General features: G+C 67.7%; 20 protein-coding genes. 6 read left to right on the top strand and 14 right to left on the bottom strand.

What is annotated here, in order from left to right; all coding sequences use genetic code 11:
• Positions 1-39: 39 nt before the first annotated feature.
• From endA to HTUR_RS17775, 9 genes are all read right to left on the bottom strand, one after another.
• Positions 40-1,095, bottom strand: a complete 1,056-nt coding sequence (gene endA, locus HTUR_RS17815; RefSeq protein ID WP_012944725.1) for a tRNA-intron lyase — start codon at positions 1,093-1,095, stop codon at positions 40-42.
• A 185-nt stretch (positions 1,096-1,280) separates the two neighbouring features.
• Entirely contained in the window at positions 1,281-2,057 is a 777-nt protein-coding gene (locus HTUR_RS17810) for a DNA topoisomerase I (protein WP_012944724.1), read from the bottom strand.
• Between the two features lie 108 nt (positions 2,058-2,165).
• On the bottom strand, positions 2,166-2,813 hold the full coding sequence (locus HTUR_RS17805; protein WP_012944723.1) for a hypothetical protein: 648 nt from the start codon (positions 2,811-2,813) through the stop codon (positions 2,166-2,168).
• Between the two features lie 171 nt (positions 2,814-2,984).
• Positions 2,985-4,151 carry a helix-turn-helix transcriptional regulator gene (locus HTUR_RS17800; protein WP_012944722.1) on the bottom strand — a complete coding sequence of 389 codons (1,167 nt, stop codon included), beginning with the start codon at positions 4,149-4,151 and terminating at the stop codon, positions 2,985-2,987.
• Positions 4,152-4,263: 112 nt separating this feature from the next.
• On the bottom strand, positions 4,264-4,512 hold the full coding sequence (locus HTUR_RS17795) for a hypothetical protein (RefSeq protein WP_012944721.1): 249 nt from the start codon (positions 4,510-4,512) through the stop codon (positions 4,264-4,266).
• Positions 4,513-4,799: 287 nt separating this feature from the next.
• On the bottom strand, positions 4,800-5,174 hold the full coding sequence (locus HTUR_RS17790; protein WP_012944720.1) for a hypothetical protein: 375 nt from the start codon (positions 5,172-5,174) through the stop codon (positions 4,800-4,802).
• 24 nt (positions 5,175-5,198) lie between these two features.
• On the bottom strand, positions 5,199-5,744 hold the full coding sequence (locus HTUR_RS17785; RefSeq protein WP_012944719.1) for a hypothetical protein: 546 nt from the start codon (positions 5,742-5,744) through the stop codon (positions 5,199-5,201).
• Between the two features lie 286 nt (positions 5,745-6,030).
• Entirely contained in the window at positions 6,031-6,615 is a 585-nt protein-coding gene (locus HTUR_RS17780; protein ID WP_012944718.1) for a TlpA family protein disulfide reductase, read from the bottom strand.
• Between the two features lie 130 nt (positions 6,616-6,745).
• Positions 6,746-6,976 (bottom strand): Lrp/AsnC family transcriptional regulator, encoded by a 231-nt coding sequence (locus HTUR_RS17775; protein WP_049941797.1) that lies wholly within the window; start codon positions 6,974-6,976, stop codon positions 6,746-6,748.
• A gap of 158 nt (positions 6,977-7,134) precedes the next feature.
• Here HTUR_RS17775 and HTUR_RS17770 point away from each other — a divergent pair, with 158 nt between their 5' ends.
• A complete protein-coding gene (locus tag HTUR_RS17770) occupies positions 7,135-7,728 on the top strand; it encodes a DJ-1/PfpI family protein (protein WP_012944716.1) in 594 nt (197 codons plus the stop codon).
• Between the two features lie 317 nt (positions 7,729-8,045).
• Positions 8,046-8,696: an HAD family hydrolase gene (locus HTUR_RS17765; RefSeq protein ID WP_012944715.1), complete on the top strand. Its 651-nt coding sequence runs from the start codon at positions 8,046-8,048 to the stop codon at positions 8,694-8,696.
• A gap of 122 nt (positions 8,697-8,818) precedes the next feature.
• Here the strand turns inward: HTUR_RS17765 and HTUR_RS17760 are convergent, their stop codons facing one another.
• Together HTUR_RS17760 and HTUR_RS17755 are read right to left on the bottom strand one after the other, a co-directional pair.
• On the bottom strand, positions 8,819-11,230 hold the full coding sequence (locus HTUR_RS17760) for a DEAD/DEAH box helicase (RefSeq protein WP_012944714.1): 2,412 nt from the start codon (positions 11,228-11,230) through the stop codon (positions 8,819-8,821).
• Between the two features lie 90 nt (positions 11,231-11,320).
• Positions 11,321-12,091: a hypothetical protein gene (locus HTUR_RS17755; protein WP_049941796.1), complete on the bottom strand. Its 771-nt coding sequence runs from the start codon at positions 12,089-12,091 to the stop codon at positions 11,321-11,323.
• Between the two features lie 169 nt (positions 12,092-12,260).
• Here HTUR_RS17755 and HTUR_RS17750 point away from each other — a divergent pair, with 169 nt between their 5' ends.
• Entirely contained in the window at positions 12,261-13,280 is a 1,020-nt protein-coding gene (locus tag HTUR_RS17750; RefSeq protein ID WP_012944712.1) for a hypothetical protein, read from the top strand.
• Between the two features lie 4 nt (positions 13,281-13,284).
• Here the strand turns inward: HTUR_RS17750 and HTUR_RS17745 are convergent, their stop codons facing one another.
• Together HTUR_RS17745 and HTUR_RS17740 are read right to left on the bottom strand one after the other, a co-directional pair.
• Positions 13,285-13,806: a PH domain-containing protein gene (locus HTUR_RS17745; protein ID WP_012944711.1), complete on the bottom strand. Its 522-nt coding sequence runs from the start codon at positions 13,804-13,806 to the stop codon at positions 13,285-13,287.
• A gap of 46 nt (positions 13,807-13,852) precedes the next feature.
• On the bottom strand, positions 13,853-14,548 hold the full coding sequence (locus HTUR_RS17740; RefSeq protein WP_012944710.1) for a YqjF family protein: 696 nt from the start codon (positions 14,546-14,548) through the stop codon (positions 13,853-13,855).
• A 116-nt stretch (positions 14,549-14,664) separates the two neighbouring features.
• Here HTUR_RS17740 and lipA point away from each other — a divergent pair, with 116 nt between their 5' ends.
• Entirely contained in the window at positions 14,665-15,627 is a 963-nt protein-coding gene (lipA, locus tag HTUR_RS17735; protein ID WP_012944709.1) for a lipoyl synthase, read from the top strand.
• A gap of 82 nt (positions 15,628-15,709) precedes the next feature.
• On the opposite strand, the gene HTUR_RS17730 is transcribed toward lipA, so the two are convergent.
• Positions 15,710-17,275 carry an HTTM domain-containing protein gene (locus HTUR_RS17730; protein ID WP_012944708.1) on the bottom strand — a complete coding sequence of 522 codons (1,566 nt, stop codon included), beginning with the start codon at positions 17,273-17,275 and terminating at the stop codon, positions 15,710-15,712.
• A 426-nt stretch (positions 17,276-17,701) separates the two neighbouring features.
• On the opposite strand from HTUR_RS17730, the gene pdhA reads away from it, so the two are divergent.
• Together pdhA and HTUR_RS17715 are read left to right on the top strand one after the other, a co-directional pair.
• Positions 17,702-18,829 (top strand): pyruvate dehydrogenase (acetyl-transferring) E1 component subunit alpha, encoded by a 1,128-nt coding sequence (pdhA, locus tag HTUR_RS17720; RefSeq protein WP_012944707.1) that lies wholly within the window; start codon positions 17,702-17,704, stop codon positions 18,827-18,829.
• 4 nt (positions 18,830-18,833) lie between these two features.
• Entirely contained in the window at positions 18,834-19,862 is a 1,029-nt protein-coding gene (locus HTUR_RS17715; protein WP_012944706.1) for an alpha-ketoacid dehydrogenase subunit beta, read from the top strand.

The following is a 19,862-nucleotide window of genomic DNA, read 5'->3' as shown; positions in this document are numbered from 1 at the left end:
CTCGGCTGAGGGGTTTTCACGGTTGCGCTCGCTCGAGGCTTAGGGTGTCAGCCGCTCGAGGGACCACCAGTCGACGCCGCCGGAGTCGTCGACCAGCGCGAACGCCATCGTCTTCCGGACGCCGTGGGCCAGCCGGACGTCAAGCGCGAGGTCCCGAGGCTCGAAGACGTAGTCGGCGGGGTGGACCCGGACCAGCAGCTCCGAGTGACCCAGGTTCTCGACGGACTCGACGTCGGCGTAGGTCCGGAAGTCAGCGCCAAATTTGTAGCCCGTTTTCGGGACGACACCGCGTTCGCGCAGGGTGGTGTAGACCGCCAGCCGCCGGTCGAACCGCTCGCCCTCGACCTCGCGGCCCCGCTCGCGGACCGCCGTCGGCTCGAGGGCGATCGCGCCGCGTTCGGCGAGGTAGGCCGCCTCGAGCAGCGAGCACTGCAGCGTCGGCTTGTCGTACTCTCGACCCTCGAGTGGCTGGCCGTAGAAGGCCGACTCGTAGAGGTCGACCGGCGGCTCCCAGACGACGACGCGGTCGGCCAGCAGGTCGGCCTCACAGCCGTCGGGGAGGGCGGCGTCAGTGGACCCCGACGGATCCCGCCGGGAGACCTCGAAGTAGGTGATCTCGCTCTCCTCGTCGACCACCGCGAGGACGCCGTCGGTGAGTTCGCCGGCCGGGACGTCGGTTCGCTCGCCGATCACCCGCAGGGCGTACTCGATCTCGCCGTCGCCGGGGCCTTTCCCGCGCGGAAAGACCGCGAAATCGGCCGGTTCCGCGGGCGGGTCGGCGATCCAGGGCTCTACCGCCGGCGAGAGATAGAACCCCCGCGATCGCAGGTCGGCGTAGACGAGAAATCGCACGCCGAACTTCCGGCCGGGCTCGCGGGCCACGAACGCGCGGAAATCGAGCCGTTCGCCCGTGTCGTCGACGACCGCTTCGAGGTCCCCGCGGTAGAGCAGGTGCGCCGCCTCGACCGGCGCGAGTGCGATCTCGTTGCCCTCGAGCGGATAACCGTACCCTCGAGAATCGTGATAGCGCTGGCGCGCGTCGTCGCCGACGTGAACGACGCCGGCCGCTTCGTCGAACCGCCCCTCGAGTGCCATAGCCGGGGTTTGACGGTCGGGGACTAAGTGGCTGCGGATCGATTCCTCTCCTTCACCGTCAGTATTGCTCGAGTCGCCGTGGACAATGCGACCATCCTGAAAGCCCCTTTCAGTCCCACCCACCGCAGCGGTGGCTGATCAGGCGGCTGTAGCGTGGCCAGAGCCGCCGCTGTGAGACCGCCTAGTCAGTTATCGGCCGCGGAATCGGCCTCGAGCGGCTTCGCTAACCCCTTCTCGCACGTGGCGTCGAGACAGCGAGTGCCGCTGGCGGTCTCGAAGGTGGGGAGGCCACAGCCGCACTCGCCGTCGACGACGCCGGCGGGGACCGCGAAGCCGGTGTCGCAGTCGGGGTAGTGCTCGCAGCCGGCGATCAGGCCGCCGCGCCGGAGGATCCGGAGGTCGCCGTCGCAGTCGGACTCGGGGCAGTCCCACTCGCGGTCGAAGGCCGCTTGCACCGCCGCGTCGAGGGATTCACAGCCCCGGTCGAGGCAGACGTCGAACGCGAGGCCGCGCTCGACGCGCATCCGGGGGAGGCCGCAGTCGCAGTCGCTCTGCTCGTCGCGGATCGTCGCGTCGGCGGGGACGCCGTAGCGGTCGCCGCAGCCGACGCAGTGGACCCCGCTCGAGCGCACGAGGGCGGCGCCGCAGTCGGGACAGTGGCCGACGGGAGCCCCGGCCGCGGAGGCCGGATAGTGAGCGAAGCCGTCCTGCTCGTGGGCGGCGATCCGGAGCGTCTGGGTGTCCTTCTTCGCGACGAGCGTGAAATCGCCCGTGCGGTCGCTCGAGACGCTGTCGGCGCGGGTCAACCACGCGACGGGCTGGTAGCCGTCGCTGTCGTGGACCAGGACGGTGTTGTCGGGTTTGACGATGGTCGTCACCCGGCCGCGGTACTCCTCGCGGTCTCCTGTCTCGGCGATAACGGTACAGTCGCCCGCGAGCACGCGGATCGCGTCGTCGATCATGGGCGGTCTGGTCCCGGTTTCGTACTTAAACCCGCGGCTCCGTGGCTGGTCTCGAAGGCGAGAATCGGGACGTCACTTACGCGCTTTCGAGCGAGGTCGCGGTCGCGATTACGGTTGACCGCCGCGCTCGTCGCCCTGCGGTCCGTTTCCTCGTTCGTTCGGCTCGCCGGACGAGCGGTCGTCGTCGACGATCGATCGGGCGACCGCCGCGGTCTCCGGGCCACCGAGTTCGCCGGCGCGGTCCCGGAGCATCCGGATCGACTCGACGTCGACGCCGCGATCGGCTAAGACGTCTTCGGGGACCCCGGCTGCGGCGGTCTCGGCCGCGTCAGCCCGTCGCTCGAGACTTCGCATCTCGGCGACGGTCGTCGCGACTTCCGCGCGGTAGCGTCCCTCGCTGATCTCGCCGGCCTCGCGGGACTCGTTCAGTTCCTCGAGTCTGTCCTCGAGCTCCGTCAGGCGCCGGTCAGTCTCGTTGAACTGCGCGGCGATGACGGCCGCTTTCGTCTCGTTGGACTCGGCGTTCGCGATCCGGACGCCGAAGGCCCGTTCCGAGACGTTGCCCTCGAGTTCGGTGTTCTGGACGCCGACGGTGGCGGCGAACTGTGCGCCGGGCTCGATCGATTCGGTGTCGTCGTCGGCGTCGGTCTCCGACTGCGCTCCGCCGCTTGAGGTCACGCTCGCCGCCGCGAAGGGGACCGCGACCGTCGCGACGACGAGAATCGCTGCCAGTGCGATCGACGTAGTTCGGTTCATTGGTGGGTGTTGTCTTCCGGTGGTGATATACGCTCGAGACGATGACTTGGGTTCACCGACGATTAACGCGATTCAACGCCGTTTTCGATCCGCCGCCCTCTGGCGATTTCGCCGGTTTATCGACTTCGTATCAGACATCCGTCCGGATCGGGATTCGGTTTCGGTTCGCTTTCATTTCGGTTCGGTGCCGCCGGTCTCGTCGGTCATCGGGTCGCCCTCGTCGGGTAGCGAGAGCACGTTCTCGCGGCCGAGGCGGAACGACTCGAGTTTCCCCTCGTCACGGAGGCCGCTGACGACCTTGCTGGTCTTGGCGTCGGTCCACTCGAGTTCCTCGACGACGGCCTGCTGTTTCATCCGGCCGCCGTTCTCGCGGACGAGCCGAAGGACCTGTTCCTCGTTGCTGAGCAGGTCCGGATCTGGCGCTCCGGTCCCGGTCGCGCTCGAGTCCGCCGCCTGCGCAGACTGCGCCGGCTCCGCCGACGCCGTCGGGTTGTCGCTCGGTGGCGACGCTGTCGCGTCGTCTGCTCGAGCGGCGTCGGGATCGCTTCGATCGGCGTCCCCCTCGACCGGCGGCGCGCTCGGCCGCGAGCGGGTGCGATACCACCAGAGGCCTGCGGCGCCGAGTCCGACGACGGCGAGGACGGCCGCTGCGAGCAGCGCCGAGGACGGCCCCGTCCCCGTAGCGGTGACGACGACGCGCGGCTCGCCGGAGACGAAGTCGGTGTCGCCGCCTCGCCAGATGACCGCGCGGTCGCGTTCGTCGTCGGGCTCCGGCGCGACTGAGGTTCGCTCGTATCCGTCCGGCCACTCGATCAACAATCGGGTCCCGCCGTCGAGGTAGATTCCCTCGAGTACGTCGCCCGCTCGGAGTTCGTCGCCCTCGACGGCGGCGAACCCGTGCCACCGGAACGTGTACCTGACGACGCCGTACTCCCGAGCGAACGACTGGCGTTCGGTCTCCACGGCGAACCCGTCGGTGGACATCTCGCGGCCCGTCGCGTTCTCCGCCGTGGCGACCGTCTCACCCATCCGGTCGGCGAACGACTGCGTGTGGTTGTCCGGATCGTCGCGGATATCGTCCCGCAGCGATTCGAACGCCGTCGTGCTCTCCTCGTCGTCGAGCCGAATCAGGAACTCGAGGGTCCATTCGGCGGTTCCGTTCGACCGGAGCGCGACGTCCATTCGGACCTCGTCCGCGTCGATCTGGTCCTGCTGGACCGCGAACGGCGTCGACTCGGACTGTCCGGCGTCCGCGGCTCCGGCGGCGGCGCCGATCGGGCCCGTTGCGGCGAGGAGGAGCGCGGCGACCACGACCATCACGCCGACGCGATCGTTCATACGAGTGGGTAATTTTCACCTCTGTTAAAACATGCGGAAGTTGGGAGAGCGGCGCTACCTACCTTCAACGGTGCGAAAAGGCTGAAACGGCGAAGAAGCACTCAACGAATGTTCATTTCCCAGCGCCGTTCAACCCTGTGTCTGCATCGCCGGGCGTGAGGATCCGAACGACCTCACCGAGCGACTCGAGGAGGCCGGCGACGAAGTCGGATATCGCCCCGAGGACGTCGGAGACGAACTCCGGTGCCAAATCCGGAAGTTCGTCCGGTGGACCGTCGGCCGGTTGTGCCGCCGCCGCGCCCGTTGCGCCGACGAGGAGTGACACCGTAATCGCGATTGTGAGTAGCGTTCGTCCGTACATCACAGTTCTCCACTGGACGTTCACCCTCTTGAACCGGTCAGTTCGTGAGCCCGTTTTGCGCCGATTTATGCCGAATATCGACCGGCTTCGCCCCCTCTCAGGTGGCGATACCGACGCGTCCGGTAGCCACACGCGACCGGCGCGTATTACACCGATCGGGACGCGGCAGCGCTCGTACCCGATCCGCGTTCCTGTGGCGACCGGGTACGTCAGCGGATGCGTCTCAATGCAGGTGTCGACAGGAAAGCCGGCGAGGGTGCGTCAGCGAGGGACGGCGGCGGCACCGTTCAGGCGCCCGGGACGCCGAGCGCCGAGACCGAGCCGATACCGAGCAACTCGAGGGCCGCGAGGACGACGACCGCGGCCGCCCACGCGGCGAGACCGACTGCGCCGGAGCGAAGCCAGCCGAGCCGGTAGCGCCACTTGACGACCGCGACCCACGCGACGGCGGCCAGCAGACCGCCGAGCAGCGGTATCGGCTCGAGGAACGCCCAGGCCAGCGCGCTGAGCAGCGCGGTCACCACCGCGTGGCCGTAGTCGCGGGCGTCCGCGGCGACGTGAGTGCCGGCGTGGAGGGCCGCGCCGCCGACCAGTAGGCTCACGGCGAACGTCAGCAGCCGGTCCTCGAGTCCGATCGGCGCCGACGGAGCGAATGGGGGCATGGGAGGGGGCAGTTATGCGATGGACTATTCGTCGTCCTGTTCGTCTTCGCCATCCTGTTCGTCTTCATCGTCCGCGTCGCTATCGTCCGGCTCGACGGGCTGCTCGCCGTTCGATCCATCGGCGTCGTCGGTATCGTCGCCGTCGCTCTCGTCGGTGTCCGCGCTGTCATTGCGCTCGTCGCGTTCATCGACGTCTTCACTCTCGTCTTCGTTGTCGTCCGGCGTCACGTCGCTGACCGCGTCGCCGAGCGAACCGCTGAGGTCACCGCTCAGGAACGACGAAATCCGTTCGTGGATCGCGGAGACGTGATCGGGGACTTGTTCGGGGAGGTCGGCGTTCGGACCCTGTCCGTTCCGGTCGGCGGCATCGTCGGCAGCGGATCCGTTCTCGCTTCGGTCCGCGTCGTTCTCGCCTCGGTCCGCGTTGTCGTTCGCGTGTCCGTGTCGTTCGTCCGTGTTGTCCGCCCCCGCGTCGACGGAGACGGGCGTGCTTCCGGGCGCTGCGGCGGCGAACCCGGTGGCTGCGATCAGTACTGCGCAGGCAACGGCGATGAGCGTTGTTCGGTTCATAGCTCGCATCCGACTCTCGGTGGCCGGACGGACTTGAAGGGGGGTCGTCGTGACCTCGGTTTTCGAGCGTTTGAAGCCGTTTGAACGACGTTTTCGTGGGTTTGTGACCCGTTTAATGCGGATCGAAGGCGGTTGGTCCGCCGCCGCGTCGGTGGGACGAATCGAGGCGACGAACGCGAGTCGCTCGAGCGGCGCGCGCGGTCGGCGCCGATCTCCGGACCCGGAACCGTCTCTCGTCGAGAGCGCCTCCTCGCCGAGCGAGTCGCCGGAACGAAAGCAGCGGGGACTACGAGTCGGACGCCTCGAGCGCCGCCTCGACGCCGTTGACCAAATTGGACGCGGTCGTGCCGCCCTCGTCGCGCCAGTGGACCTCGCCCGCGCCGTCGAGGGCCAGCGTCGTCGGGGTCCCGGTGACCGCGTAGGTGTCGAACAGCGCGCCGTCCTCGTCGACGGCGAGGGTCCAGTCGCCGTCCTGCTCGGCCCACCAGTCCGACAGCTCCGACGGCGAGGACGCCGAGCCGGAGTACTCGTCGACGACGGTCACGACGTGGACGTCGCCGTCGGGCCCGACCTCGTGGGCGGTCGCGAGTTCGTCGCGGGCCTCGCCGACCCGCGAGAGCATGGCGCGGCTGGTCGGACAGGTGATCCGGATGCAGTTGACCAACTGGATCTGTCCCTCGCTCGGCACCCTGATCGTCCCCTCCTCGCTTCCGGGCGCGTCGACGGTGGCGAGTTCGACCGCCGACTCGTCGTTCTCGTCACTGCCGTTCTCATCGCCGTCCCCGTCACTGTTCGAGCCCAGTCCGCCCTCGAGGCAGCCCGACCCCGCTGCCAGTACCGCCGTGCTCGCGATGAATGCGCGTCGTTTCATGTCGTCTCGGACGGCCGCCGCCCGCCGGTTCGGCTCCGTATACGTGTTCGTCGCCGTGAAGTCACGTGTTTGTTTCCCCGGATCGGGACACGTGAGGCGCCGACACGCTCCCGCTGCGATCGGCTCGGCCTCAATCGATACAGACGTACGTTCGCGTCGTGCCGACGCCCTCGAGCGAACGGACGGACGCGGTGACCGTCGAGAGGACGTCGTGGGGATTCTCGCCCTCGAGTTCGACCACGACGTCGAAATCGCCGGCGATGACGTGGGCCTCGACGACGTCCTCGACTCCGCGGACCGATTCGCACACCGCGTCGGGCATCCCGGTCGCGACGTCGATCATGACGAATGCGTAGACCATTCTCATGGACACTCCGCCGCCGAGGGCCAAATAACGACCGTGCGCCGCCTGGCTCGAGACCGCGCGTGCGAACGGTTGCGTCTCGGCAGCTGCTCGATCCGTCTCGTTCTGGCGACGCTTGCAGAACGCGCTTATCCCTCGCTCCCGTTGGTCGTCCCATGACCGAGACCACCGCCGAGATCGTGCTGTTCGATGGTTTCGACGAACTGGACGCGATCGGCCCCTACGAAGTGCTCGAGAACGCCGCGCAGGCCGGTGCCGACCTCGAGGTCGATCTGGTGACGCTCGACGAGACCGACCTCGTCACGGCGAGCCACGACCTGCGCGTCGAACCGCAGGGGACGCTCGGCCAGCCCGACATCCTGCTCGTCCCCGGCGGCGGGTGGACGTCGGCCAACGAGGGCGTCCGCGCGGTCGTCGAGGACGGCGTGTTGCCCGATAAGGTCGACGCGTGCTACACTGAGGGCTCGACGGTCGCCTCCGTTTGTACCGGTGCGATGGTGCTGGCCGAGGCCGACCTGCTCGAGGGCCGGCCGGCCGCTACGCATCAGGTTGCAGTCGAGGACCTCGAGGCCCACGCGGCGAACGTGGTCGACGAGCGGGTCGTCGACGACGGCGACGTGCTGACCGCCGGCGGCGTCACCTCGGGGCTCGATCTGGCGCTGTGGCTCGTCGAGCGCGAGTTCGGTGCGGACGTCGCGAGCGAGGTCAGCGAGGAGATGGCCTACGAGCGCGGCGAAGTGTTCGGCTGATAACAGTCCGTACAGATATCGGCGGTTGCGTTGCTCTCGTCTCGAGCGAGTAGCAGCGGGAGCGTTCTGTTATCGTGGCAACTCTCCGTTGCCACGCCCTCCCCAGCCGATTCGCTCGTTCGCTTTGCTCACTCACTCATCCCTCGCGCACTGTCATCGATCGGCCCTCGCTTCGCTCAGGCACGATCGACAGCGCGCGCCACCGCAACGCGGCGCGGTCAGCACAAGAGGAGCGACGGACCACTATCGCCCGAGCCATCGCACCCGGTTGCTCCTTGCCAAATTGCTATCCGTGACGCCCGGGTAGGCAGGGCCACATGAACGCAGTGCTGTTCGACATGGACGGCGTCCTCGTCAACAGCGAGGACTACTGGACCGAGTTCCAGGCCGAGGACATCCTTCCGGCGGCCGTCCCCGACGACGACGTCGACGTCGCCGAAGTGACCGGGATGAACTACCGCGAGACCTACGACTACCTCGAGGCGGAGTACGAAACCGCCATCTCCCGCGAGGAGTTCGAGGAACGCTTCGAGGAGACCGCTCGCGAGATCTATCGCGAGCACGCCGAGGTCCTCGACGGCCTCCACGACCTGCTGGCCGAACTGGACGCCCGCGGGGTCGAGCGCGCGCTCGTTTCCTCCTCGCCCCACGAGTGGATCGACATCGTCCTCGAGCGGTTCGACCTCGAGGGGTCGTTCGACCACGTGATCAGCGCCGAGGACATCGACGCGGCGGGCAAGCCGGAACCGGACGTCTTCAAGTACGCCGCGCGCGAGGTCGGCGTCCCGGCCGAGGAGTGTGTCGTCGTCGAGGACTCGGAGAACGGCGTCGAGGCCGGCGCGCGGGCCGGCGCGCTGGTCGTGGCGTACCGAATCGACGCCCACGACGATCTCGACCTCTCGCCGGCCGACGAGATCGCGGACTCGGCTGCGGAACTGCGCGAGACGGTCCTCGAGTCGACGTCGTAGCCGGCTCGATATCCCGCTGGATCCGCCGGCTCGACATGCACTGACACGCGTATTCCGGACGTTGCCGGGAACCCCCCGTTTCGCACCCCGTTCGCGGCCTCGAGCCGGATCCAATCCCGGTCTCAGACGACGTCGACCGTTTGACTCGAGACGATCGGCACCAGCGGCTCCTCGGGGAAGGCGACGCTGACGGTGTACTCGAGAACGTCTGCGTCGGCGCCGAAGACCCCGACCGGGACGGTGTCTGCGTCGCGCAGGTAAGAGTTCGTGCTGGTCATCTCTACTCCGTTAACGGTCACACGAATCCCGGCCCGCGCGGGCTCGCCCACGTTGCGGACGGTCACCTCACAGACCTCGTTCTCGCCGGTGGCGATCGTCTCGGGGAACTCGCCCCAGTCGATCTCGAGGGCGGGCAGCGACTGGGCGCCCTCGTAGACGCGCTCGGCGACGCCCTCGGAGAGGCCGGCGTCGACGAGCCCTTCGACGCCGATCTCGACGATATCGCCGGGGGCCGACAGTCCCTCTCTCGCGAGCTTGCTCGCCCGACCCGGCCCGACGCCGTCGATGGCCGTCAGCCCGACCGCGTCCTCGGCGACGCCGTTCTCGATGCGGGCCTCGACGCGCCGGGCGAGGTTCGCGGCGTGGGGGCCGACGAACCGATCGAGGAAGGCCCCGAGCGCCGAGACGAGTCGCGTCGCGTTGCGCCGGATCACCCACGCGTCGCTGGCCAGTTCAGACGGCGTTGAGCCGTCGGCCGCCCCCCGGAGGATCGCCAGCACCTTCCGCTGGCCCGCTTCGAGGTCGTCGGTCTCCTGACCGACGAGCACCGCGTTGATCGCGTCCCGCTCGGACTGGCGGGCCGACACCGAGTCGAACTCCTCGGCGGTCGCGACCGTCTCGAGGATGTCGCCGGTCTCGAGGGCCGTCTCGTCTCGCTCGCGGCTTCGCCGCTCGCCGTTCCGAGGCGACGCCGTCGCCTCGCTGCTCTCGACGCGGTCACAGAGCTCCGCGAACCCCGCGGCCGTCTCGAGCCGCAGGTAGTACTCGGAGGCGAGTTTGCCCCGCGCGGTCGGTTCGATCGAGAGGTCGTCGGCGTCCATCTCGACGAACCCGCGGCCGACGAGGTCCTCGAGGCAGTTCCGAACGCGCTCGCGGAGATTGGGGAAGTCGTACGCTTCGGGTTTCGACTGGCCGCGGACGTAGTAGAAGGTGGTCTCGAGCCAGTCCATGACCTCCTCGAGATCGGTAATGGTCCCCATCGCGATCTCGGCGTTGAGGTGGGTCTCTAAGCTCTCGGCGAGGCGGGACTCGATCTCCTTGCCGTCCCGGAGCAGCCGGCGGTACTTGTCCGCGTCCGCGCCGTCGCAGACGACCCAGCCGTAGCCGACGTCGTCGTACCCCGGACGTCCGGCGCGACCGAGCATCTGGAGGACGTCCAGGGGACTCATGTCGACCTCGCCCTCGAGCGGATCGTGGTACTTCGTGTCCCGAATCACGACGCAGCGAGCGGGGAGGTTGACGCCCCAGGCCAGCGTCGACGTCGAGAAGAGGAGTTCGACGTGGCCCTCCTTGAACCACTCCTCGACCAGGTCCCGGTCGTTCTTCGAGAGGCCGGCGTGGTGGAAGGCGACGCCGTCTAACACCGACTTGCGGAGCGTGGCGTCGTCGAGTTCCTTCGCGTCGGTATGAAAATCGTAGTCGCCGCGAGCGCCCATCGGGATATCGCGTTCGGCGATCTCGTCTCTAGCCTTCTTGGCCGCCTGCACGGTGTCTTGACGGGAGGAGACGAAGACGAGCGCCTGGCCGTCCTCTCGCAGATGCGGTTCGGCCAGATCGAGGGCGCGATAGAGCCGACGGTACTTGTCCGCGAAGGCGTTGTCGCCGTGCGTGTAGGTCTTGACACCCGATTTGAGATCGACGGGCCGGTACTCGTCGCCGAACTCGAAGGTGGTCTCCTCGGGGGCGTCGAGCCACGCTGCCACGTCGTCGACGTTCGGCATCGTCGCCGAGAGCGCGACGACGCGCGGATCGCAGAGCCGTCGGAGCCGGGAGATCGTCACCTCGAGCACCGAGCCCCGCCGATCGGCGTCCAGCAGGTGGACCTCGTCGATGACGCAGACGTCGATGTCGGTGACGAAGTCGTACCGCCGCGAGTCGTGTTTCCGGGTCGCCGAGTCGAGCTTCTCGGGGGTCATCACGAGAATGTCCGCGCGCCGCGCGCGGCGCGGGTTCAGGTCCCGCTCGCCGGTGACGACGTACACCGAGTAGTCGAGGTCCTCGAAGCGGTCCCAGTCGTCCTCCTTCTCGTTGGTCAGGGCCCGCAGCGGCGCGATAAACAGCGCGGTGCCGTCGTCGGCCAGGGCCTTGCAAATCGCCAGCTCTGCCAGCGCGGTCTTGCCCGAGGCCGTCGGCGCGCTCGCGACCACGTTGTCCTCGGACTCGAGCAGCCCCGGCAGTGCCTCGCGTTGCATGCGGTTGAACTCCTCGAAGGCGAAGGCGTCGGCGAATTCGGGGAGAACCTCGGCGACCTCCATCACCCTCAAACGGGAAGCGCCGGGTCAAAGGCGTTTCCTTCGAGGCCGCCGACCCTACCGGCCAGCGAGCGCGGACGGTCTCGGAAATAACTAATACGACGATGATGTTCGCCCTCTCGTTACATGTCCGGAAACGAGAAGCCGCGGCGGACGTCGCGCCGCGGCGTGCTGTCGGCGGTCGCGGGAACCGGCGTCGCCGCCGCGTTCGGGACGGTCGCGTCGAACCGCGCGACCGGCGACTCGAGTATCGGTATCATCGACTCGGTCGACGAACTGCCGCTCGGCACCTTCGAGTCGTCGCTCGACGGGTGGGAGACCGACGGTGTGCTCACGCTGTCTCGGGTCTCCCGACGGGACCGTCCGGTCGCCGTCACCGAGGGCGAGTACGCCCTCGAGGTCGCCGCTGACGGCGATCCGACGCCGACGGTTTCGCGGCCGGTCACCGATCTCTCGCTGTCGGGGCACCCGTACTTCGTCGCCGACGTCACACCGGGCCGGATCGACGGGACCGATGTGCCGGTCGCCTTCCGATTCCGCCTCTATCGCCCGTCGGACCTCCTCGAGGACGGCCTGACGGGGGAACCGGTCGCCGAGTCCGAACCGGTGACGGTCCCGCAGGCGACGCCGGGACACGTCTACTGGGACGCGAGCGATGTCGATTCCGCCCTCCTCGACGCGGTTTCCCGACTCGAGATCGGCTGGTACCCGGCCGACCGCGGTCCCGATTCGTCCGATTCGGCGGACGGAGCGGACGCGTATCCCGGCGGAATCGTCTTCGACGACATCCGCGCGACCGACTCGGTCGATCCCGTGGGGCGGGCCCGCCTCGCGGCGACGATGCGGGACCTCCAGTTCGACCACGGCGCCTACGTCCGAACCGAAGTGACCGAGGAGTTCGAATCCGGGGAGGCCGGTGTATTCGTCTTCGCCGACGGCGAGACCGTGCCGTACGGTTCGAGACTCTCTCCACGGATCGGTTCCTGCTCACGATCGCGGACGCCGAGATCGCGTTCGGCGGGGGGTGGTCCTGATGGCCGACCGCGCCGCGTCGGCGACGACCGTCACGCTGCTGCCCGGCCACAGCGAGAACAGCTCGGAGGGCGGCGACCCCTTGAACAGCGCGATGCCCGACTACGACGGGCGGAGCCTCGACGCGTGGTTCGTCGCCGACGTCGTGACCGACCTCCCCGACGACCTCGAGACGGTCCGCGAGATGCGAAAGCACCTCCCGGAGTACGACGAGGGCCTCCGGCAGTACCGCCTGGCGAACGGGATCGAACTCTCCTTCACCACGCCCGACGGTCGGAGCGTCGTGGACTCGAGCGTCGCCCTCGAGACGAACGCGGACGAGGCGCCGTCGTACGTCGGCGTCGAGGGCGAATCGGGAGAGGAGAACATCGTCAGGGACATCATCGAGCGCGACGACCTCGACTGGTTCGACGGGAAGGACAAACTCCGGGCCGACGTCGAAGACAAGCGCTTCGAGAGCGACGCCGTCCGCGAGTCGGTCGACGGCGTCGCAGGCGTCCGCGCCGCCGTCGTCTTCGGCGGCACCGACACGTACATCGAGATCATGCGCGAGAAGTTCTACGAACTCGGGCCGGTCGAGTTCCTCGAGACGACGGGGATGGACGTCGAGGCGGTGCCCGCGTTCATCGTCCAGCCGCCGACGATGTACACGTTCCTCGAGCTCGCGGTGATGGCCGACGGAACGACGCTCGCCCGGGCCTGGGACGCGAGCCCGTATCCCAAACACTACCTCTACGTCGACGAGCGAAAGCGCGACGAGACCGAGTTCGAGGAGGGGAGTCGGCTCGAGGGCGGCGAGTGGCGGCGAAACGAGAACGCGAACGAGCGGTTCGGTCAGTGGACGTTGGAGGAGCAGGACCTCCGATCGCCGTTCTCGCCGCACACGCGAGCGGGCTACGAGCAGTCTGTCGACGGCGCCGCCGCGACCGGACTCGCTCCGGTGATGAGCCACGGCGAGGACGGCAGTGAACTGACGGCGTCGACGGTCGCGTCCGCCCTGCCGCCGCTGTTCCCGTGGTAGGCGATCAGACGGCCGTTTCCTCGCTCGAGGTCGTGACGTCCTCGAGTTGGTCGCTCAGCAGCCGCGAGGCGCGCTCGGGTTCGGGAACGCGTTCGAAGACGAGTTCCGGCTCGCCGGAGCCGGCGGTGTAGACGGTCAGGTCGCCGTAGCCGAGCGCGCGCCCGAGGACGCTCTGGCTGAGGCTGGTGTTCTGGACGCGTTCGAGGCGAAACTGGGTGACGTCTCTCGAGACGACGCCGTGTTTCTTGTAGAGTTCGGAGGTCGTGATGACGTAGCGGGTGTTCGTCCAGACGAGGTAGCGCGCGCCCGCCAGGGCCGTTCCGGCGACGGCGACGAGGACGCCGAGGAGCGTCAGGAGTCCGACGCCGTCGCCCGCCGTCCACCCGGCGAGGACGAGACCGACGATCGCGACGGCGACGCCGATCGGGAGCCGCGACCCCATCGAGATCGGATGAGGACGACTCTCCCAGACGATGTCGTCCTCGTCGCTGATGTGAAACCAGTCGGGCGTCGTGCTGAACGCCATTGTCGGCGGTATTCCGTTCGCTCCCGTAAAGCTATGGGTACGTCGTTCACGCTGACTCGCTGCGCGCCGCTTGCACGTCCAGTCCGGGGCTGTAGTAGTACACCGCCTCCGACTCCGGCATCTCGAACCCGTTCGCCCGCAGGATCGTGTTCGTCTCGACGTCGGCGGCCGCGGGGTAGAGGGTCCACGGCTCGTGGTCGACCCGCGTCTGGCGGAGCGTCCCGTCCGGTGCTTCGGTGTAGAACCGGTACCGTTCGACGAGAAATCGCGCGAGCGGATCGTCCTGCGCCGAAATCGCCTCGCCCGTCGGTCGGTAGGTGGCCTCGTACGCCGCCGGCCGCGCGCCGGGGTGCTTGCGCCGACTCGAGAACCGAACGCGGCCGCTCTCTCGATCGAACTCGAGGCCGATCCGGGCGTAGTAGTAGGGCAGGTGATGGAACAGCCGCGCCCCGAGGACGCTCGCAATGCCCTTCGCGTCGAGGCTGAAGAAGTAGACCGCCGGTTCGCCGTCGCGTCGCACGTACGTTCGGAGGTTGATCTCCGGCAGTCGAATGCCGAGCCGTCTCGGGCAGCCCTGCGGCCGGACGGCGACGTTAGTGAACGGAACCACCGAGAGCCAGCCTCGGCCGTCGTGTTCGTCGACGGTGAGGTCCCTCGGGAGGTGGGCCTCGAGCAGCGCCGGATCGACCGGCCAGTTCTCGAAGAGGAGGTGCCGCCAGCCCATCTGCAGCGGAACGACCATGTCTCACACAACTGACGGCCCACAAGTAATCCTTCCGCTGACGTGTTCACCACCGCGTTCGGGACGTCGAGGCTCGAGGGACACCGTTTTTCACTGCCCGTCGCTATAGACCGGGTATGAGCAGCGCACGCAAGCCCGACTGGCTCAAGATGCGGCCGCCGTCGGGTCGGGAGTTCACCGACATCCGGGAGACGCTGCGCGAGCGAAACCTCCATACGGTCTGTGAGGAGGCCAACTGCCCGAACCTCGGCGAGTGCTGGTCGGGCGGCGCCGGAACGGGCGACGGGGAGGGCGGCACGGCCACGTTCATGCTGATGGGCGATCGCTGCTCTCGAGCCTGCAACTTCTGTGACGTCGAGACGGGCGGGATGGAGTCGCTCGATCCTGACGAGCCGGAAAACGTCGCCGAGGCGATCGCCGAGATCGGACTGGATTACGTCGTCCTGACCTCGGTCGACCGCGACGACCTGCCCGACCAGGGGGCCGGTCACTTCGCAGAGACGATCCGCGAGATCAAGGAGCGCCATCCGGGCATTCTGGTCGAGGTCCTGATTCCCGACTTTCAGGGCGAGGAGCGTCTCGTTCGGAAGATCATCGACGCCGATCCGGACGTGATCGCCCACAACGTCGAGACCGTCGAGCGCCTGCAGTTCCCCGTCCGTGATCGCCGGGCGGGCTACGAACAGAGCCTGGGCGTCCTCGAACAGGTCGATCGGGAAAGCGACATTTACACCAAGACCTCCGTCATGCTCGGGCACGGCGAGTACGACCACGAGGTCTACCAGACGCTGGCCGACTGCCGCGAGCGCGGGGTCGACGTCGTCACCCTCGGCCAGTACCTGCGGCCGTCGATGGACCACCTCGAGGTGCAACGATACGACCATCCCGACAAGTACGAGACGTGGCGGCGGGTCGCCGAGGAGGAACTGGGATTCCTCTACTGTGCCAGCGGTCCGATGGTGCGCTCGTCGTACAAGGCCGGCGAGTTGTTCGTCGACGCCGTGTTGCGGGAGGGGAAGAGCGTCGAGGAGGCGCGAGCGGACGCGCGACGCGACGAGCAGACGCCGGCGGCCGAGTGATTCGGTCTCGCCGGGTACTCGGTCTCGGTCCGTAGGGTGTCCTATCGGGCGGACTGGCCGATGTGGCGGCCGGAGGTAGAGACTACTCGTTCTGGACCAACTCGCCCGAGCAGTCGTACTCGAGCAGTTCGTATCTGGCGACGTCCGGTTCGTCGTCGGACGGGCCGGCTTTGTCGGTCAGTCCGTAGAGGGTGAGCGACTCGAGTTCGGTGTCGTGGGACCGGTTCCAGCGGCCACACAGGTAGTTCGCGTAGTACGAGCGATGGTTCTCGTTGCCGGCGTACCGCATGTTGATGACGTACTTTCGATCCCGCGAGGTCGCGTAGGTGTCCTCGACGCTCGGCGGCCGATCCCAGTCGACGGCCGTTCCGTCGCGGGCGTCGACCGTCGTCCCGTCCGCCAGTTCCCCGGGGACCACGAGCCACTTGGCCGTCGACGTCGGCTCCGGAGCGAACATTCGCCAGCTCTGATCGGCCTCGGCCGTCTCGAGCACCTGATCGGCGGGATCCGGAACCTCGGTGTAGTCGACCGCTTCGGCGTTCGAGAGCACGACCAATACGAGAAAGAGCCACGGAATCACCGTACCGAACGCGACGCGACTCCGCGCTCTGAGACTCGAGAGCGACGGCGCGGCGCGACCGACCGCGACCGGAAGCGTCGGCACCGGCAGCGTCGGAACGAGGTGTTGGAGTTTCGCCAGCCCCCGTCGACAGTTGTCTGCGACGCCGAATCGGTCCGTGAGAGCGGTCGCGTCGTCCCAGACGACCGACGGGTAGAAGACGAGGAGTCCCGCGACGACGATCAGCGGGAACAGATCGATGCGAAGCGTGACGAGCATGCCGAGGTGCATTCCGACGAACAGCGTGGCGAGCATCGCGCGTCGGTAACCCGTCAGCAACACGAGCAGCGGAGAGAGTAGAATGAGCGCCATCCAGACGCGCGTGAACGCGCGCAACAGTTCGAACTGGTCCGCGAGGACGTTCCCGAGCAGGATCGTGAGGTGGTCGGCCTGGAAGATGTGGACGAGCGCCTCGCCGTTCATCCACACGTCGCTTCTGGTCTTGTGGACGGCGTTGGTCACGTACATCAGCAGCACCTGTAACAGCAGCGCCATCGTCGCGACGGACGCCACGGTCGATCGCTCTCGATCGATCCGGCGCGCGTCGACCGACCACCGTTCGCCGAGCGGCAGGAACATTCCCCAGAAGCAGAGCATCCGCAACAGCATGTCGCCGCCGTTGATGACCACGGGATTGCGGGCGTGCAGCGAGATCAACAGGAGCCACGAGACGGCCGTCGCGGTCCGCGTCCGATAGCCGACCGCCATCGCGAGCGCGAACGCGCCCGCGACGAGGAACAGCAGCGCCTGTGCCCACGCTTCCCCGGAGACCGCGTGCAGCGAGTAGACCGACGAGTAGTCGGCGAACAGCGCTTCCCGAGGGAGCACGCCGGCGTCCGTGTAGAACTTGCCGAGTTCGCGCGAGCGAAGCAGGAGGTCGACGAGTATCAGTGCGCCGACGGCGATGCGAAACGCGGCCAGCGCTCGCAGATCGACCTCGAGTCGCCGCTGGAGGCCCAGCGAGAATCGATCTAATCCGTTCGACAACTGCTCACGGACGGTGTGCGGGGAGGGGGTGTGCCGATTCATCGGTTCGTGGTAAGTCGTCTGTTCGACTCACGTGTCGCTCATGATAAGTTTTGTGAACGCTGAAACGTTGACTTCACCGCCGGCCGGACGATGCTCGAGGCGGTCCGCGAGGAACTCCGTCGAGCGACGGACGTCGTTCTTTCGTGCGAGCGTCCGCGAGACCGCGCACGGACGCTCCGATCCGTCGTGACTGGGCCGTTCGCCGACCGTCCGTCCTCGGAGTCGAGCGTTCGGCGACCCGCCCGCGCCCCGGCGTCGCCCGCGATCCGGTATCGCAACTCGCTGCCCGTCAGCGGCCAGAACTGTACAGTCGTGTCCAGTTCTTCCCGGCGTGGCGGGCAAGAATCTCACCAATAGTAAACTATTTTGGGAAACTCCTTTACCCTGAGCGATAGTTCATTAGGGTATGTACAGGTGGGTCTTCCCGTGAGTACGATACAGCGCGACCCCCGAGAACGAGTACAGGTGCTCGACGAGGACGGCCGGGTCCTCGAGGGCGCCGACGTCCCCGACCTCTCGGCCGACGAGCTCGTCGAGATGTACGCGCAGATGCGGCTGGTGCGTCACTTCGACGAACGGGCGGTGAGTCTCCAGCGGCAGGGGCGGATGGGGACCTACCCGCCGCTGTCGGGACAGGAAGGGTCCCAGATCGGCAGCGCCCACGCGCTCGCCGAGGAGGACTGGGTGTTTCCCAGCTACCGCGAACACGGTGTCGGGCTGGTGCGCGGCGTGAGCCTCGAGCGAACGCTGCTCTACTGGATGGGCCACGAGCGGGGCAACTACATCCCGGAGGACGTCAACATGTTCTCCGTCGCGGTGCCGATCGCGACCCAGATCCCCCACGCGACCGGCGCGGCGTGGGCCTCGAAGCTGCAGGGCGAGGAGAAGGCCTTCCTCTGTTACTTCGGCGACGGCGCCACGAGCGAGGGCGACTTCCACGAGGGGCTGAACTTCGCCGGCGTCTTCGACACCCCGAACGTCTTCTTCTGTAACAACAACCAGTGGGCCATCTCGGTGCCCCGCGAGCGCCAGACGGCCAGCGCCACGCTGGCACAGAAGGCCGAGGCCTACGGCTTCGAGGGCGTCCAGGTCGACGGGATGGATCCGCTGGCGGTCTACAAGGTCACCAAAGAGGCCGTCGAGAAGGCCAAGGATCCCGATTCAGTCGCGGACGACTCCCCCGGCGACGCGACGCGGCCGACGCTGATCGAGGCCGTCCAGTACCGCTTTGGTGCGCACACGACCGCGGACGACCCTTCCGTCTACCGGGACGAGGAGGAGGTCGAACGCTGGAAGGCGAAGGATCCGATCCCGCGACTCGAGTCGTACCTCCGTAACGAGGGGATCCTCGACGACGACCGCGTCGACGCGATCGACGAGCGCGTTCGGGCGGACGTGGCCGACGCGATCGAGACCGCGGAGTCGATCGAACGGCCCGATCCCGAGGAGATCTTCGCCCACGTCTACGAGGGGATGCCTCGACGCTTACAGCGGCAACTCGAGTACTTCGAATCGATTCGCGAACGCCACGGCGACGACGCGCTTCTGGAGTGATACCATGGCAGCAGAGACTGAACCCAACTCGGAGTCGGCATCGGACGTATCGGAGACGGAGAACCTCACCCTCGTCCAGGCGGTTCGGGACGGACTACAGACGGAGATGCAACGCGACGACGATGTCGTCGTCATGGGCGAGGACGTCGGAAAGAACGGCGGCGTCTTCCGCGCGACGGAGGGGCTGTACGACGAGTTCGGCGAGAATCGAGTGATCGACACCCCGCTGGCCGAGTCGGGTATCGTCGGCACCGCCATCGGGATGGCCGCCTACGGGATGCGCCCAGTGTCTGAGATCCAATTTATGGGCTTTATTTACCCCGCGTTCGACCAGATCGTCTCCCACGCCGCGCGCCTGCGGACGCGCTCGCGCGGACGATTCACCTGCCCCCTGGTCGTCCGCGCGCCCTACGGCGGCGGCATCCGGGCGCCCGAACACCACTCCGAGTCGACGGAGGCGATGTTCGTCCACCAGCCCGGGCTGAAGGTCGTCGTCCCCTCGACGCCCTACGACACGAAGGGGCTGCTCACGAGCGCGATCCGAAGCCCCGATCCTGTGCTCTTCCTCGAGCCCAAGCTCATCTACCGGGCGTTTCGCGAGGACGTGCCCACGGGATCGTACGAGGTGCCGCTGGGCGAGGCGGCCATCCGCCGCGAGGGCAGCGATATCTCGGTCTACACGTGGGGCGCGATGACCCGACCGACGCTCGAGGCCGCCGAGAACCTCACCGAGGAGGGGATCGATGCCGAGGTGGTCGACCTGCGGACGCTGTCGCCGTTGGACGAGGAGACGATCGTCGAGTCCTTCGAGAAGACGGGGCGCGCGGCGGTCGTCCACGAGGCACCGAAGACCGGCGGGCTGGGCGCCGAGATCACTGCGACCCTACAGGAGGAAGCGTTACTGTATCAGGAGGCGCCGGTGGAGCGCATCACGGGTTTCGACACGCCGTTCCCGCTGTACGCGCTCGAGGACTACTACCTGCCCGAACCGGCGCGCATCGAGGACGGCATTCGAAACGCGGTGGAGTTCTAA

Source organism: Haloterrigena turkmenica DSM 5511, assembly GCF_000025325.1.
Classification (GTDB): domain Archaea; phylum Halobacteriota; class Halobacteria; order Halobacteriales; family Natrialbaceae; genus Haloterrigena; species Haloterrigena turkmenica.
The sequence above is the reverse complement of the archived record's forward strand: the minus strand, read 5'-3'. Positions and strand labels throughout refer to the sequence as shown.